The 14,459-nt window shown below is 68.6% G+C and carries 13 protein-coding genes; 9 read left to right on the top strand and 4 right to left on the bottom strand.

The window, feature by feature from the left end; genetic code table 11:
* Window positions 1-48: 48 nt before the first annotated feature.
* The gene (locus NUT86_RS12210; protein WP_266448350.1) at window positions 49-1,584 is read right to left on the bottom strand and encodes a hypothetical protein; all 1,536 of its coding nucleotides are present in this window, start codon (window positions 1,582-1,584) and stop codon (window positions 49-51) included.
* A 123-nt stretch (window positions 1,585-1,707) separates the two neighbouring features.
* Window positions 1,708-1,935, bottom strand: a complete 228-nt coding sequence (locus tag NUT86_RS12205; RefSeq protein WP_018090099.1) for a hypothetical protein — start codon at window positions 1,933-1,935, stop codon at window positions 1,708-1,710.
* 158 nt (window positions 1,936-2,093) lie between these two features.
* Between NUT86_RS12205 and NUT86_RS12200 the strand changes: the two genes are divergently transcribed.
* Window positions 2,094-3,068, top strand: a complete 975-nt coding sequence (locus NUT86_RS12200) for a carbohydrate kinase family protein (protein ID WP_018090098.1) — start codon at window positions 2,094-2,096, stop codon at window positions 3,066-3,068.
* A gap of 9 nt (window positions 3,069-3,077) precedes the next feature.
* Here the strand turns inward: NUT86_RS12200 and NUT86_RS12195 are convergent, their stop codons facing one another.
* Complete coding sequence (locus NUT86_RS12195; RefSeq protein WP_274735101.1) at window positions 3,078-4,526, bottom strand: cysteine desulfurase/sulfurtransferase TusA family protein; 1,449 nt, start codon at window positions 4,524-4,526, stop codon at window positions 3,078-3,080.
* A 377-nt stretch (window positions 4,527-4,903) separates the two neighbouring features.
* Here NUT86_RS12195 and ctaC point away from each other — a divergent pair, with 377 nt between their 5' ends.
* The 4 genes from ctaC (at window position 4,904) to NUT86_RS12175 (ending at window position 9,404) form a co-directional block, all read left to right on the top strand.
* Window positions 4,904-5,866, top strand: a complete 963-nt coding sequence (ctaC, locus tag NUT86_RS12190; protein ID WP_026169722.1) for an aa3-type cytochrome oxidase subunit II — start codon at window positions 4,904-4,906, stop codon at window positions 5,864-5,866.
* Window positions 5,863-7,599, top strand: a complete 1,737-nt coding sequence (gene ctaD, locus NUT86_RS12185) for an aa3-type cytochrome oxidase subunit I (protein ID WP_109889184.1) — start codon at window positions 5,863-5,865, stop codon at window positions 7,597-7,599. The genes ctaC and ctaD overlap by 4 nt, the downstream gene beginning before the upstream one ends.
* Window positions 7,596-7,994: a cytochrome c oxidase subunit 4 gene (locus tag NUT86_RS12180; protein ID WP_128506350.1), complete on the top strand. Its 399-nt coding sequence runs from the start codon at window positions 7,596-7,598 to the stop codon at window positions 7,992-7,994. The genes ctaD and NUT86_RS12180 overlap by 4 nt, the downstream gene beginning before the upstream one ends.
* Window positions 7,995-8,129: 135 nt before the next feature.
* On the top strand, window positions 8,130-9,404 hold the full coding sequence (locus NUT86_RS12175) for a L,D-transpeptidase (protein WP_174876404.1): 1,275 nt from the start codon (window positions 8,130-8,132) through the stop codon (window positions 9,402-9,404).
* A gap of 19 nt (window positions 9,405-9,423) precedes the next feature.
* Here NUT86_RS12175 and NUT86_RS12170 read toward each other — a convergent pair whose 3' ends face one another.
* Window positions 9,424-9,825: a hypothetical protein gene (locus NUT86_RS12170; protein WP_018093710.1), complete on the bottom strand. Its 402-nt coding sequence runs from the start codon at window positions 9,823-9,825 to the stop codon at window positions 9,424-9,426.
* A 263-nt stretch (window positions 9,826-10,088) separates the two neighbouring features.
* Between NUT86_RS12170 and ctaE the strand changes: the two genes are divergently transcribed.
* The 4 genes from ctaE to qcrB all read left to right on the top strand — a co-directional run bounded on the left by ctaE (window position 10,089) and on the right by qcrB (window position 14,291).
* Window positions 10,089-10,709: an aa3-type cytochrome oxidase subunit III gene (gene ctaE / locus NUT86_RS12165; protein ID WP_018093709.1), complete on the top strand. Its 621-nt coding sequence runs from the start codon at window positions 10,089-10,091 to the stop codon at window positions 10,707-10,709.
* 77 nt (window positions 10,710-10,786) lie between these two features.
* The gene (gene qcrC, locus NUT86_RS12160) at window positions 10,787-11,596 is read left to right on the top strand and encodes a cytochrome bc1 complex diheme cytochrome c subunit (protein WP_018093708.1); all 810 of its coding nucleotides are present in this window, start codon (window positions 10,787-10,789) and stop codon (window positions 11,594-11,596) included.
* Window positions 11,593-12,657, top strand: a complete 1,065-nt coding sequence (gene qcrA / locus NUT86_RS12155) for a cytochrome bc1 complex Rieske iron-sulfur subunit (protein ID WP_093645868.1) — start codon at window positions 11,593-11,595, stop codon at window positions 12,655-12,657. Before qcrC ends, qcrA begins: the two co-directional genes overlap by 4 nt.
* The gene (qcrB, locus tag NUT86_RS12150) at window positions 12,654-14,291 is read left to right on the top strand and encodes a cytochrome bc1 complex cytochrome b subunit (RefSeq protein WP_159488518.1); all 1,638 of its coding nucleotides are present in this window, start codon (window positions 12,654-12,656) and stop codon (window positions 14,289-14,291) included. Before qcrA ends, qcrB begins: the two co-directional genes overlap by 4 nt.
* The last annotated feature ends 168 nt before the right edge of the window (window positions 14,292-14,459 follow it).

Below are 14,459 nucleotides of genomic sequence, written 5' to 3'. Positions count from 1 at the left end.
GTCCGGCCCGGGCCCGTGCGGCCCGGCCCGGCGGCTTCCGCGGGCCCGTTACTGCTTAGGCACCGACTTGCCGGTCGACACATCGACCACCTTCCGGCCGTCCAGCGGCTTCTCCAGCGTCACGGTCTTGGTGAACTCCTTGGCGATCTTCACGCAGACCTGGCCGGGGTTCTTGTCCTTGCCGACGACCTTCGTCTTCACCGTCGTGGCCGACTCCTCCGCGCTCACGGAGTAGGTGCTGCACACCCCGCCCCAGAAGTGCACGGTCAGCTTCTTGCCGCCGTCGCCCACGTCGTACGACTCCAGAGCCATCGCCCCGGGCTTCCCGGACGGCTTGCTCGGCGACTGCCCCGGGCGCTGCGACGCGTCGTCGCCGTCCTTGTGGGCCAGGTACTTCGGGTTCACCGCCGGGTGCGCGACCGTCGAGGTGGCGTCCGGGCCCCCGCTGCCGGCACCCGGCTGGCGCACCTTGTACAGCCACGACGGCACCAGCGCCTGCCCGCCGTCCACGTACTGCACGGAGAGCCCGAAGACCGCGCCGGTCACCTCGGCCGGCTTCTGCCCCTTCGTCGGGTCCGGCTCGCACGGCGCGATCCCGCCGTCCTTGCCGTCCTTGTCGCTCTTCCCGCCGGGCGTCGAGGGGCAGCCGGCCGGCTTGCGGCCCTCGCCCGAATTCAGCCGGTCCAGCGTCTTGTCGGCGCTCAGCACCGGATACTCCGCGCCCTTGACCGGGTTCGCCAACTGGCCGCTGCCGCCGACCACCTGACCGTCCGAGCCGACCTGCAGATCGCTCTGCCAGCCGTACGTCGGCAGCCCGCCGAGCACCGGATTCGCGGTGACGACCCGGACCGCGCCGGACAGCCCGCCCGCGTCGAGCCGGGCGTTCTTCTGGCCGAGCGCCGCCAGCACCGGCCGCACCGCCTGCTTGGCCTTCTCCGGCGACACCGCGCCCTTGCCGCTGCTGTCGTCCTCGGTCGTGACGTCCCCGCCGCCGCGGTACGACGGACAGCCGGGCCGGTTCGACGGTGTACCGCCGCCGGGCCCGTCCTGGCCCTTCTCGCCCTTCGGGGAGGCGGGCAGCGCGCAGTTCGTGCCGCCCGGGGTGCCGTACGGCGAGTACGTCCACGCGCCCGAGCCGGTCTTGCTCACCTGCAGCACGGGGCCACGGGCGTCCTGCGTCCCGCCGACCTTCCAGCTGGTGCCCTCCGAGCGGACCTTTCCGGACACATCCAGCGCCTTCGCCAGCCGTTCCACCGACTGGCGGCTGATCTCGCCCTTGGGGCGGTACACCGGCGCGGACGCCGGGCCGCCGGGCAGCTTCTTCACCGCTCGGTACTTCGCACCCTGCGGATTGGGCTCACCGGCCGCGATCGAGCCGCCGCCGGTGTAACCGTCGAGCGCGAGCGGCGGCGGGTCGCCCGCGGAGCCCGCTCCGGAGCCCTCGCTGCTGGACGCGGACGAGGCCCAGTACGCCGCGCCGCCCCCGGCCAGCAGCACCGCGGCAGCCATCGAGGCGACCACCAGCCGGGTGCGCCGCCTGCGCTCCTTGGGGTTCGGGGTGTCGGTGCTGTCCTCGGTGTTCACCGCATCGCTCCTTCAGCTCCGCTGAACATCTGACGTGCCATCCTCCATGAGGTGGACGCCGATGGGACGGAGCGGGGGCGTGCACGGTTCCCCGGACGCGCCGCGGCCGCCGCCGGGCGGGGCTCAGTCGCCGTATTCGGACATGCCGTCCACGAGCGCGGCGGAGGAGGAGGGGACCTTGATCCCGTGCAGATCGGCGGCGCGCCCCGGCGCCGGCGCGCACTCCCGGCCGGCCTTCCAGCGCTCCGGCATCCGCGCGCAGTCGCCGCGCAGCTCGTCGAGCGATTCCGGGTCCTGGCGGACGGGGGAGGCGCCGTGGCGTGGTGTGACGGCTTTCACAGGCTTGGTCATAGGGGCACCGTACGCAGCCGAGTATCGAGGAGAAAGGGCTACTATCGGGTAGTTTCGGTGGTTCAAGTGTCCGGGATGACCGAGTGGCGCGCGACCTCGCGGGGTAGCGTTGCTCTACGTCCGCCCGTCCCTCCGCCTTCCGCAGGAGCAGACCCGTCGTGCGTATCGCAGTCACCGGCTCCATCGCCACCGACCACCTGATGACCTTCCCCGGCCGCTTCGCCGATCAGCTGGTCGCCGACCAGCTGCATACGGTCTCCCTCTCGTTCCTGGTCGACCAGCTCGACGTCCGCCGCGGCGGCGTCGCCGCCAACATCTGCTTCGGCATGGGCCAGCTCGGCACCGAGCCGATCCTGGTCGGCGCCGCCGGCAACGACTTCGAGGAGTACCGCGCCTGGCTCGACCGCCATGGCGTCGACACCCGCTCCGTCCGCATCTCCGAGGTCCTGCACACCGCCCGCTTCGTGTGCACCACCGACGCCGACCACAACCAGATCGGGTCGTTCTACACCGGCGCGATGAGCGAGGCCCGGCTGATCGAGCTGCAGCATGTGGCCGAGCGGGTCGGCGGCCTCGACCTGGTCCTGATCGGCGCGGACGACCCCGAGGCGATGATCCGGCACACCGAGGAGTGCCGCAGCCGCGGTATCCCCTTCGGCGCCGACTTCTCCCAGCAGATCGCCCGGATGGACGGCGACGCCATCCGCACCCTCCTGGAGGACGCGGCCTACCTCTTCTCCAACGAGTACGAGAAGGGCCTGATCGAGTCCAAGACCGGCTGGACCGACGAGGAGATCCTCGCCAAGGTCGGCACCCGCGTCACCACCCTCGGCTCCAACGGTGTCCGGATCGAGCGGGTCGGTGAGCCGGCCATCGAGGTCGGTGTCCCGGAGGAGAACGCCAAGGCCGACCCCACCGGCGTCGGCGACGCCTTCCGCGCCGGCTTCCTGTCCGGTCTGGCCTGGGGCGTCGGCCTGGAGCGCGCCGCCCAGATCGGCTGCATGCTGGCGACGCTGGTCATCGAGACCGTCGGCACCCAGGAGTACGAGCTGCACCGCAGCCACTTCATGGACCGCTTCACCAAGGCCTACGGCCACGAGGCCGCCGCCGAGGTCCAGCAGCACCTGGTCTGAACCGCCGGGTCAGGCGCGGCGCCGCACGACATACGCGGCGCCGCGCTCGGCCGGCCGCTCACCCACGTACTCCTGGTCGCGCATGGTGCACCAGGCGGGGATGTCCTGCCGGGCGGCCTCGTCGTCGGAGAGCACCGTCACCGTCCCGCCGACCGGCACGTCATGGATCGCCTTCGCCAGCTCGATGACCGGAAGCGGACAGCGCTTGCCGAGCGAGTCGACGACCAGACCGGCCGGTCCGGCGGATCCGGCGGGCTCCTCGCCCGCCGGGGCCTCTTCCGACGCCCCGCCGGCCGTCGCCGCCACCGTCTCCCGGCCCGCCGCCGGGACACCCAGCCGCTCCCGCACCGCACGCACCACCTGCGGCAGCACCTCCAGGAAGCGCTCCACATCCGCCTCGTCCGTGCCGTACGGCAGCGAGACCCGGACATTCCCCTCGGACAGCACGCCCATCGCGCGCAGCACATGGCTCGGCGTCAGGGTGCTGGACGTGCAGGACGAGCCGGACGACACCGAGAACCCCGCCCGGTCGAGCTCGTGCAGCAGCGCCTCTCCGTCGACATAGAGACAGGAGAAGGTGACGAGGTGGGGGAGGCGGTGCACCGGATCGCCGACCACCTCCACATCCGGCACCAGCTCCGGCACCCGGGTCCGGATCCGGTCCACCAGCCGCCGCAGCCGCGCCGCTTCGCCCGCGGTCTCCGGGCCCGCCCGCAGCGCGCGCAGGGACGCCGCGGCGGCCACCACCGCCGGGATGTTCTCGAACCCCGGGCTGCGGCCCGACTCACGCTCGTCCCGCGGCCCCTGAGGCGCGAACCGGGTCCCCTTGCGGACCGCGAGCAGCCCCACACCGGGCGGACCGCCCCACTTGTGGGCGCTCGCCGTCAGCAGCGACCAGTCGCCGGGCACCGGCCCCCAGGGCAGCGACTGCGCGGCGTCCACCAGGAGGGGTACGCCCGCCTCCCGGCAGAGCGCGGCCACCTCCTCGACCGGTTGTTCGGTCCCCACCTCGTGGTTGGCGGACTGGAGGCAGACCAGCGCGGTGTCCGGGCCCAGCGCGGCGGCGACGTCCCCGGCCGCCACCCGGCCCGTACGGTCCACCGCCAGCTCCGCGCGGCTGCCGCCGGCCGCCTCATGGACCTCGGCGGCATGCAGGACGGAGGAGTGCTCGACGGCGGAGTGCAGCAGCCGGCGACCGACGCGCCGACGGGCCGCCAGCGCACCGGAGACTCCCCGATGCACGGCCTGTGTCCCCGAAGGGGTGAAAACCAATTCGTCCGGGCGGCAGCCCACGGCCTCGGCCGCGGCCTCCCGCGCCGCGTCCAGCAGCAGCCTGCCGCGCCGCCCCTCCCGGTAGAGGCGGGCCGGGTCGGCCCAGCCTTCGTCCAGCGAGGCGAGCAGGGCCTCACGGGCGACGGGATGCAGCGGGGCGGCGGACGCCGCGTCGAAGTAGGGCACATACGAGACGTTAGTCGCCCCGTTTCCGGGGGGAGGTGTCCGCACCCGGCCGGGCGGGGGCGCGGGGCCCCGGTCCCGCGGCGGGCGGGGCGGCCCGGCGCGCGCCGGGAGAGCGGTGCGGCCCGGTGCCGGGCGCGGCGTCAGATGCCTGGTGAAAGCGGGTAATCGGGACTCAGGAGGGCTTCTCCGAGAGGCCCTGGCCACCCCTTAGGGGTGCGACGCGGCGCGTTGGGCACCCTCCCCGCGCGACCCCAAATAGCGTCCAGTAGGGTTTGGTCCGCATAAACATCCAAACCCCTGCCCGCGCCAGGGCCGGCGACCGACCAGCGAGACGGCCGCAGCCGGTCTCGCGGGCGAGACTCTCGGGAAGGCGCTACGTGAGTCCCAACGGCTCCGACCGCTCGTCGCGGCGCCCGATGCGGCGGAAGCTGCCGCAGGTGCTTGCTGCGGGCCTGGTCCTGGCGACCGCGACTGGTTGCACATATAAGGACTTCCCCCGCCTCGGCATGCCAACGCCCGTCACCGACGAGGCGCCGCGGATCCTCTCTCTTTGGCAGGGCTCCTGGGCCGCCGCCCTCGCAACGGGCGTGCTGGTGTGGGGCCTGATCATCTGGAGCGTGATCTTCCACCGCCGCAGCAGGACCAAGGTGGAGGTCCCCGCGCAGACCCGGTACAACATGCCGATCGAGGCGTTGTACACGATCGTGCCGTTCATCATCATTGCGGTGCTTTTCTACTTCACCGCACGTGATGAGAGCGCACTCCTCAAGACTTCGAAGAAGCCGGACCATGTCGTGAACGTGGTCGGCTTCCAGTGGAGCTGGGCGTTCAACTACCTGGAGAACACGGACGGCGACAAGTCGACGTCGGCCATCGACTCCCCGGCGCTCAAGGCGATCCCGGACAAGTGGAAGAAGACCGCGCCGGCCGGTGCCGACGGTGTCTACGACACGGGCACCCCGGGCACGCGGAACCCGCAGACCGGCAACCCCGGTCCGACCCTGTGGCTGCCGAAGGGCGAGACGGTTCAGTTCGTGCTGACCTCTCGCGACGTCATCCACTCCTTCTGGGTGGTGCCGTTCCTGATGAAGCAGGACGTCATCCCGGGCCACACCAATGTCTTCGAGGTGACTCCCAACAAGGAGGGCACCTTCATGGGCAAGTGCGCCGAGCTCTGCGGTGTCGACCACTCCCGAATGCTCTTCAACGTCAAGGTTGTCTCCCCTGAGCGGTACCGGGAGCACCTGAAGGACCTGGCGAAGAAGGGCCAGACCGGATACCTGCCGGCGGGCATCGAGCAGTCGGATCACGCCAGGAATGCGGAGACCAAGAACCAGTGAGCATCCTCAACGAACCTCAGGGTGCCGCCGCCGATACGGCTCCGGCAGCACCGCCCGTACGCAAGAAGCAACCCGGCATCGCTGTCGTGAAGTGGCTGACGACCACTGACCACAAGACCATCGGCACGATGTACCTGGTCACGTCGTTCGCGTTCTTCTGCGTCGGCGGCCTGATGGCGCTGCTCATGCGCGCCGAGCTGGCCCGTCCCGGCACGCAGCTCATGTCGAACGAGCAGTTCAACCAGGCGTTCACGATGCACGGCACGATCATGCTGCTGATGTTCGCGACGCCGCTGTTCGCCGGATTCGCGAACTGGATCATGCCGCTGCAGATCGGCGCGCCCGACGTGGCGTTCCCGCGGCTGAACATGTTCGCCTACTGGCTCTACCTCTTCGGCTCGCTGATCGCGGTGGCCGGCTTCCTCACCCCGCAGGGTGCGGCCGACTTCGGCTGGTTCGCGTACTCGCCGCTCTCGGACGCGGTGCGTTCGCCGGGCGTCGGTGCCGATATGTGGATCATGGGTCTGGCCTTCTCCGGTTTCGGCACGATCCTCGGTTCGGTCAACTTCATCACGACGATCATCTGCATGCGGGCGCCCGGCATGACGATGTTCCGGATGCCGATCTTCACCTGGAACGTGCTGCTGACCGGTGTGCTGGTCCTGCTGGCCTTCCCGGTGCTGGCGGCGGCGCTGTTCGCGCTGGAGGCGGACCGTAAATTCGGTGCGCATGTCTTCGACGCGGCCAATGGTGGCGCATTGCTCTGGCAGCACCTCTTCTGGTTCTTCGGCCACCCCGAGGTGTACATCATCGCCCTGCCGTTCTTCGGCATCATTTCCGAGGTCATTCCGGTGTTCTCCCGGAAGCCGATGTTCGGTTACATCGGTCTGATTGCGGCGACGATTTCGATTGCCGGTCTTTCGGTCACGGTGTGGGCGCACCACATGTATGTGACGGGCGGTGTGCTGTTGCCGTTCTTCTCGTTCATGACGTTCCTGATCGCGGTGCCGACCGGTGTGAAGTTCTTCAACTGGATCGGCACGATGTGGAAGGGCTCGCTGTCCTTCGAGACGCCGATGCTGTGGGCGATCGGCTTCCTGATCACCTTCACGTTCGGTGGTCTGACCGGTGTGATCCTGGCCTCGCCGCCGATGGACTTCCACATCTCCGACTCGTACTTCGTCGTGGCGCACTTCCACTACGTGGTCTTCGGCACCGTCGTCTTCGCGATGTTCTGCGGCTTCCACTTCTGGTGGCCGAAGTTCACCGGCAAGATGCTGGACGAGCGGCTCGGCAAGATCACCTTCTGGACGCTGTTCGTGGGCTTCCACGGCACCTTCCTCGTCCAGCACTGGCTGGGTGCCGAGGGCATGCCGCGGCGTTACGCGGACTACCTCGCGGCCGACGGCTTCACGGCGCTGAACACCGTCTCGACGATCAGCTCGTTCCTTCTGGGCCTGTCGATCCTGCCGTTCATGTACAACGTCTGGAAGACGGCGAAGTACGGCGAGAAGATCGAGGTCGACGACCCCTGGGGCTACGGCCGCTCGCTGGAGTGGGCGACGTCCTGCCCGCCGCCGCGGCACAACTTCCTCACGCTGCCGCGTATTCGCTCCGAATCCCCGGCGTTCGATCTGCACCACCCGGAGATCGCAGCCCTTGACGCGCTGCACAACGGCCGCGCCACCGAGGACGACAAGTCCCTCGCCGGCGGCAAGGAGGCGGGCAAGTGAAGATCCAGGGCAAGATGTTCATCTGGCTCTCCGTCTTCGTCCTCGCCATGGCGATCGTCTATGGCGTCTGGTCGAAGGAGCCCGCGGGTACCACCGCGCTGTTCCTCGCCTTCGGCCTGTGCATCATGGTCGGCTACTACCTGGCCTTCACGGCCCGGCGGGTCGACGCGGGTGCTCAGGACAACGAGAACGCCGAGGTCTCGGACGACGCCGGTGAGCTGGGCTTCTTCAGCCCGCACAGCTGGCAGCCGCTGTCCCTGGCCGTCGGTGGCGCGCTCGCCTTCATGGGCGTCGTCTTCGGCTGGTGGCTGCTGTACTTCTCCCTGCCGGTGATCCTCGTGGGTCTCTTCGGCTGGGTCTTCGAGTACTACCGCGGCGAGAACCGCACGCAGTAAACGGCCGCACAGCTGCCGTACGGCGGGCCCGGACACCCAACAGGTGTCCGGGCCCGCCGCTTTTGGGTGCCGGGGGCAGACCCGTTTGCAGTCCTCCAGCGCGCTGGGACAGGTGATTCTTCATATTTTTGGGGCATGAGTCACAGACCTCGAACCCGGACGGTGCTGAGCTGCGGCCTCCTGCTCGTGCCCCTTGCGGTGAGCGCCACCGCGTGCGGGGGCTCGGATTCGGATGCGCTCTCCGCCAATCCCTATGACGCGGCCGACCAGATCACGGCCAACACCCCCGACGGCAAGAAGAAGGCGGATCCCGACAAGCCGCTGGAGGTGTCCGTCAAGGGGGACGACGCGCGGATCACCGACGTGACGGCCACCGATTCCACCGGCCGCTTCGTCCACGGTGAGCTGAGCGCCGACGGCAGGCACTGGCGTACCACCGTGCCCCTGGCCGCCGGCACCCGCTACACGGTGCGGGTGAGCACCGAGGAGGAGGACGGTTCACCCGGCCGCAAGACGCTCGTGGTCAACACCAAGGACGCGGACGGCCAGTTGACCGCCGCCTTCGGGCCGGAGGCCGGCGAGTACGGCGTCGGCCAGCCGGTCACCGCGGAGCTGAGCCAGCCCATCAAGGACCCGAAGGCCCGTGCCATCGTGGAGAGCGCCCTGAAGGTCGACTCCATGCCGCGGGTCGAGGGCGCCTGGCACTGGGTGGACAACAAGAAACTGCACTTCCGCCCGAAGGAGTACTGGCCCGCCCACGCCACGATCTCGGTGCACAGCAACCTGGCGGGCCTGAAGATCGCCAAGGGGCTCTACGGAGGCCCGTCCAAGCCCGTGAAGCTCACCACCGGCGACCGCGTGGAGGCCGTGACCGATGCCGCCACCCACCAGATGACGGTGTGGCGCAACGGTGAGTCGATCAAGACTCTTCCCGTGACTACCGGAAAGCCCGGATTCTCCACCCGCAACGGCGTCAAGGTCGTCCTCGGCAAGGAGAGCTTCGTACGGATGCGCAGCTCGACCGTCGGCATCGCCGCCGGGAGCTCGGAGTCCTACGATCTGCCGGTCTACTGGGCCACCCGGGTGACCTGGAGCGGGGAGTACGTCCACGCCGCACCCTGGTCCGTCGGATCACAGGGTGCGGCGAACGTCAGCCACGGCTGTACGGGCATGTCCACGGGCAACGCCCAGTGGTTCTTCAACACCGTGCGGGTCGGCGACGTCGTCAAGGTCGTCAACAGCGGCGGCGACACCATGACGCCGTTCGACAACGGCTTCGGTGACTGGAACATGCCCTGGAAGGAATGGCGGGACGGCAGCGCGCTGAAGAGCAAGGCCTCCAGCACCACAGGAGCGGCCGAGCGAGCGCAGAACCCGGTCGGCGACGCCCGGTTGCGCCCGAGGATCTGAGCGCCGCCCAGCAGGCCGCTCAGGCCTGTACGAGGTTCCTGCGGCGCAGCAGCCCCGCCAGGGCGTCGGCGAAGGCCACCGGGTCCAGCGGATGGGTCACCGCGGCGTCCGCCCGGCTCCAGGTGGCCAGCCAGGCGTCCTGGGGGCGGCCGATCAGCAGCAGCACCGGCGGGCACCGGTAGATCTCGTCCTTGATCTGCCGGCAGACGCCCATACCGCCCGCGGGAGCGGTCTCGCCGTCCAGCACACAGACGTCGATACCGCCCTGCTCCAGGGCCGTCAGGACGGCCGGCGCGGTGGCGCACTCCAGGATCTCGATCTGCGGGGCATCGGCGGCGGGGCGCCGTCCGGCCGCCAGCCGGACCTGCTCGCGGGTGTTGGCGTTGTCGCTGTAGACCAGCACCGTGGCAGTCGCCTGCATCGTTCCTCCACGCTTCGTAGCGGCACAGCATCGGGTGGGGCGGATGCTACTCCCGCAGGGGGCGCCCGCAGGAGGGGTTGACCGGATCCAAGATCTGCCCGACGGCCCGTCAGGACCGGTGCCGGCGGGGCCGGGGTTCCGTGGCCGGCCGGGTGCGTCCCTCCTTCGAGCGACCGCGGAAAGGGTCCGTACGAGCAGGGCATACGTCCTTGACACACCGAACGGCACCCCCCGGAGTGAGGGCGGGATAAGCGACCGACATAATGTCGGTCGTGGCGACAGCAACGACAGTAGAAACCGGGCACGCGCACCCGTCGGTCAATCGGCCGAACCTCACCAGCGTCGGAACCATCATCTGGCTGAGTTCCGAGCTGATGTTCTTCGCGGCCCTCTTCGCGATGTACTTCACCCTTCGATCGGTGACCGGATCCGAGTATTGGAAGGAATCCGCCGATGCGCTGAATCTTCCGTTCTCCGCGACCAACACCACGATCCTGGTGCTCAGCTCTCTGACCTGCCAGCTCGGCGTTTTTGCGGCCGAGCGCGGCGATGTCAAGAAGCTCCGGGCCTGGTTCGTGGTCACCTTCGTCATGGGTGCGATCTTCATCGGCGGTCAGGTCTTCGAGTACACGGAGCTGGTCAAGCACGAGGGCCTGTCGCTCTCGTCCGGCCCGTACGGCTCGGTGTTCTACCTGACCACCGGCTTCCACGGACTGCATGTGACGGGCGGTCTGATCGCCTTCCTGCTGGTCCTGGGCAGGACGTACGCGGCCAAGAGGTTCACCCACACGCAGGCCACCGCGGCCATCGTCGTGTCCTACTACTGGCACTTCGTCGATGTCGTCTGGATCGGCCTCTTCGCCACGATCTACCTGATCAAGTAGTCCGGGCCCGTACCGGCTCGTATCAGACAGACATATCCAAAGCATCGACGCAGAAGATCCTGACACCGGGGTAATCCGTGAAAAAGCTCTCCGCACGACGGCGCCATCCGCTGGCGGCGCTCGTCGTCCTACTCTTCGCGCTGGCGGTCACTGGGGGGCTGTACGCCGCGTTCGCGCCGGCGGACAAGGCTCAGGCCGATGACACCGCCCAGTCTCTTGCCATCAAGGAGGGCAAGAAGCTCTTCGCCGTGGGCTGCGCCAGCTGCCACGGCACCGGCGGTCAGGGCACCTCCGACGGCCCCAGCCTGGTCGGCGTCGGCGCCGCAGCCGTGGACTTCCAGGTGGGCACCGGCCGTATGCCGGCCCAGCAGCCCGGCGCCCAGGTGCCGCGGAAGAAGAACATCTACACCAACGCCCAGATCGACCAGCTCGCGGCTTACGTCGCCTCGCTGGGCGCCGGCCCGACCGTGCCGGAGAAGGATCAGTACAGCCCGGACGGTGCCGACATCGGCAAGGGCGGCGAGCTGTTCCGCACCAACTGCGCGCAGTGCCACAACTTCACCGGTAAGGGCGGCGCCCTGACCGACGGCAAGTACGCACCGACGCTTGAGGGCGTGGACCCGAAGCACATCTACGAGGCCATGGAAACCGGCCCGCAGAACATGCCCTCCTTCGGCAACGGCTCGCTGTCGCAGCAGAACAAGAAGGACATCATCGCGTACCTCGACGCCGTCAACGGCGATGAATCCGAGAGCCCCGGCGGCCTCGACCTCGGTGGTCTCGGTCCGGTCAGTGAGGGTCTCTTCGGCTACATCTTCGGCCTGGGCGCGCTGGTCGCGGTCGCCATCTGGGTCGCAGCCCGGACTACGAAGGCCAAGAAGTCATGAGCGAGACTGGACGACACGAAGACGTGCCAGAAGAAACCCTTCCCGGTGAGCGGGAGACGGCTCACGAAGGTGCGGTGGCCACGGCGGAGAACCCGTTCGCCGACCCGGGGCTGCCGCCCCACGAGCACCGCGCCCAGGACATCGACGAGCGGGCTGCCCAGCGCTCCGAGCGCACCGTGGCCCTCCTCTTCATCGTGTCGATGTTCGCCACGGTCGCCTTCATCGCCTCGTACGTGGCGATCCCGATCGACAAGAACGTCTACATCTGGCCGATCGGCAACATCAGCGCGCTGAACTTCGCGCTCGGTCTGACGCTCGGCGCGGCACTCTTCTGCATCGGCGCCGGCGCGGTCCACTGGGCCCGCACGCTGATGTCGGACGAGGAGGTCGCCGACGAGCGCCACCCGATCGAGGCCGCGCCGGAGGTCAAGGCCAAGGTCATGGCCGACTTCGCCGCGGGCGCGAAGGAGTCGCAGGTCGGCCGCCGCAAGCTGATCCGCAACACGATGTTCGGTGCGCTGGCCCTGGTGCCGCTCTCCGGTGTCGTGCTGCTGCGTGACCTCGGGCCGCTGCCCGGGAACAAGCTGCGCACCACGGGCTGGAAGAAGGGCGTCCGCCTGGTCAACCAGTCCACCAACCTCCCGCTGCGTCCCGAGGACATCGCGGTCGGCTCCCTCACCTTCGCCAAGCCCGAGGGCCTGGAGGAGCACGACGAGGACTTCAACGTCCAGATCGCCAAGGACGCCCTGATGCTCGTGCGGATCCAGCCGCAGAACATCAAGGACAAGCACGAACTCTCCTGGTCGCACGAGGGCATCGTGGCGTACTCGAAGATCTGCACCCACGTGGGTTGCCCGATCAGCCTGTACGAGCAGCAGACGCACCACGTGCTCTGCCCCTGCCACCAGTCGACGTTCGACCTCTCTGACGGCGGTCGGGTGATCTTCGGTCCGGCCGGACACGCCCTGCCGCAGCTGCACATCACGGAGAAGGACGGCTTCCTGGAGGCCGCAAGCGGCTTCGAGGAGCCCGTCGGCCCGAGCTTCTGGGAGCGCGGATGAGTAACGAGACGAGCGGAGCCACCCCGCGCCGCGGCAAGGCGCCCCGGGGTGAGCGGATCGCCGACTGGGCGGACGGCCGGCTGGGCATCTACAGCCTGGCCAAGTCCAACATGCGCAAGATCTTCCCGGACCACTGGTCCTTCATGCTGGGTGAGGTCGCGCTTTACAGCTTCATCATCATCATCCTGACCGGTGTCTATCTGACGCTGTTCTTCCACCCGAGCATGGCCGAGGTGACCTATCACGGTTCCTACGTGCCCATGCAGGGGATCCGGATGACGCAGGCCTTCGAGTCGACGCTGGAGATCAGCTTCGACGTGCGCGGTGGTCTGCTGATCCGCCAGATCCATCACTGGGCCGCGCTGGTCTTCCTGGCCGCGATGATGGTCCACATGATGCGGGTGTTCTTCACCGGCGCCTTCCGCAAGCCGCGTGAGGTCAACTGGCTGTTCGGCTTCCTGCTGCTGGTGCTGGGCATGTTCACCGGCTTCACCGGCTACTCGCTCCCCGACGACCTGCTCTCCGGTACCGGTGTGCGGTTCATCGAGGGCGTCATCCTGGCGATGCCGCTGGTCGGTTCGTACCTGCAGTTCTTCATCTTCGGCGGGGAGTTCCCGGGGCACGACATCATCCCGCGGTTCTTCACGGTGCACGTCCTGCTGCTGCCGGGCATCATGCTCGGCCTGCTGGTGGCGCACCTGATCCTGGTCTTCTACCACAAGCACACCCAGTTCCCGGGTGCCGGCAAGACCAACAACAACGTCGTGGGCATGCCGCTGCTGCCGGTCTACATGGCCAAGGCCGGAGGCTTCTTCTTCCTGGTCTTCGGTGTGATCGCGGTGATCTCCGCGATCGCCAGCATCAACCCGGTGTGGGCGATCGGCCCCTACCGGCCGGACCAGGTGTCCACCGGCGCCCAGCCGGACTGGTACATGGGCTTCGCCGAGGGTCTGGTGCGTGTCATGCCGGGCTGGGAGTGGAACTTCTGGGGCCACACCCTCAACTTCGGTGTGCTGATCCCGATCCTGATCTTCCCGCTGGTCCTGGTCGCGATCGCGGTCTACCCGTTCATCGAGTCCTGGGTCAAGGGCGACAAGCGCGAGCACCACATCCTGGACCGCCCGCGCAACGTCCCGACCCGTACCGGCTTCGGTGTCGCCTGGCTCGTCGCGTACTTCGTGATGCTGATCGGTGGCGGTAACGACCTGTGGGCGACGCACTTCCACCTGTCGCTCAACTCGCTCACCTGGTTCGTCCGGATCGGATTCTTCGTCCTTCCGGTGCTGGCCTTCATCGCCACCAAGCGGATCTGCCTGGGTCTGCAGCGGCGCGACAAGGACAAGGTGCTGCACGGCCGCGAGTCCGGCATCATCAAGCGCCTGCCGCACGGTGAGTTCATCGAGGTCCACGAGCCGCTCGACCAGGAGCAGCTGCACCTGCTCACGCAGCACGAGCAGCCCGCGCCGCTCGAGCTCGGCCCGGAGGTCGACGAGAACGGTGTGGAGCGCAAGCTGTCGCGCTCGCAGAAGCTGCGCGCCAAGCTCTCGAAGGCCTACTACGGCGAGGACAACGTCATCCCGAAGGCCACGGTCGAGGAGTACAAGGAGATCAGCAGCGGCCACGGCCACCACTGATCACCGCAGCGCTTCCTAGCGCACTGTAGGGAGTACGCCACCCAGAGGGCCCCGTCCGTTCCCCAAGCTCTTAAGGAGCAGGGGATACCCCAACCGGACGGGGCCCTCCGGCGTGCCCGGCGGCTCGATAGGGTGACGGCATAAGCAGGAGACAATCCAGGAGTGTGG

Origin of the sequence: Streptomyces sp. G7(2002), assembly GCF_028870195.1 — a bacterium.
Classification (GTDB): Bacteria; Actinomycetota; Actinomycetes; order Streptomycetales; family Streptomycetaceae; genus Streptomyces; species Streptomyces nigrescens.
Note: the sequence above shows the minus strand (reverse complement) of the source record. Positions and strands in the feature narration are given on the sequence as shown.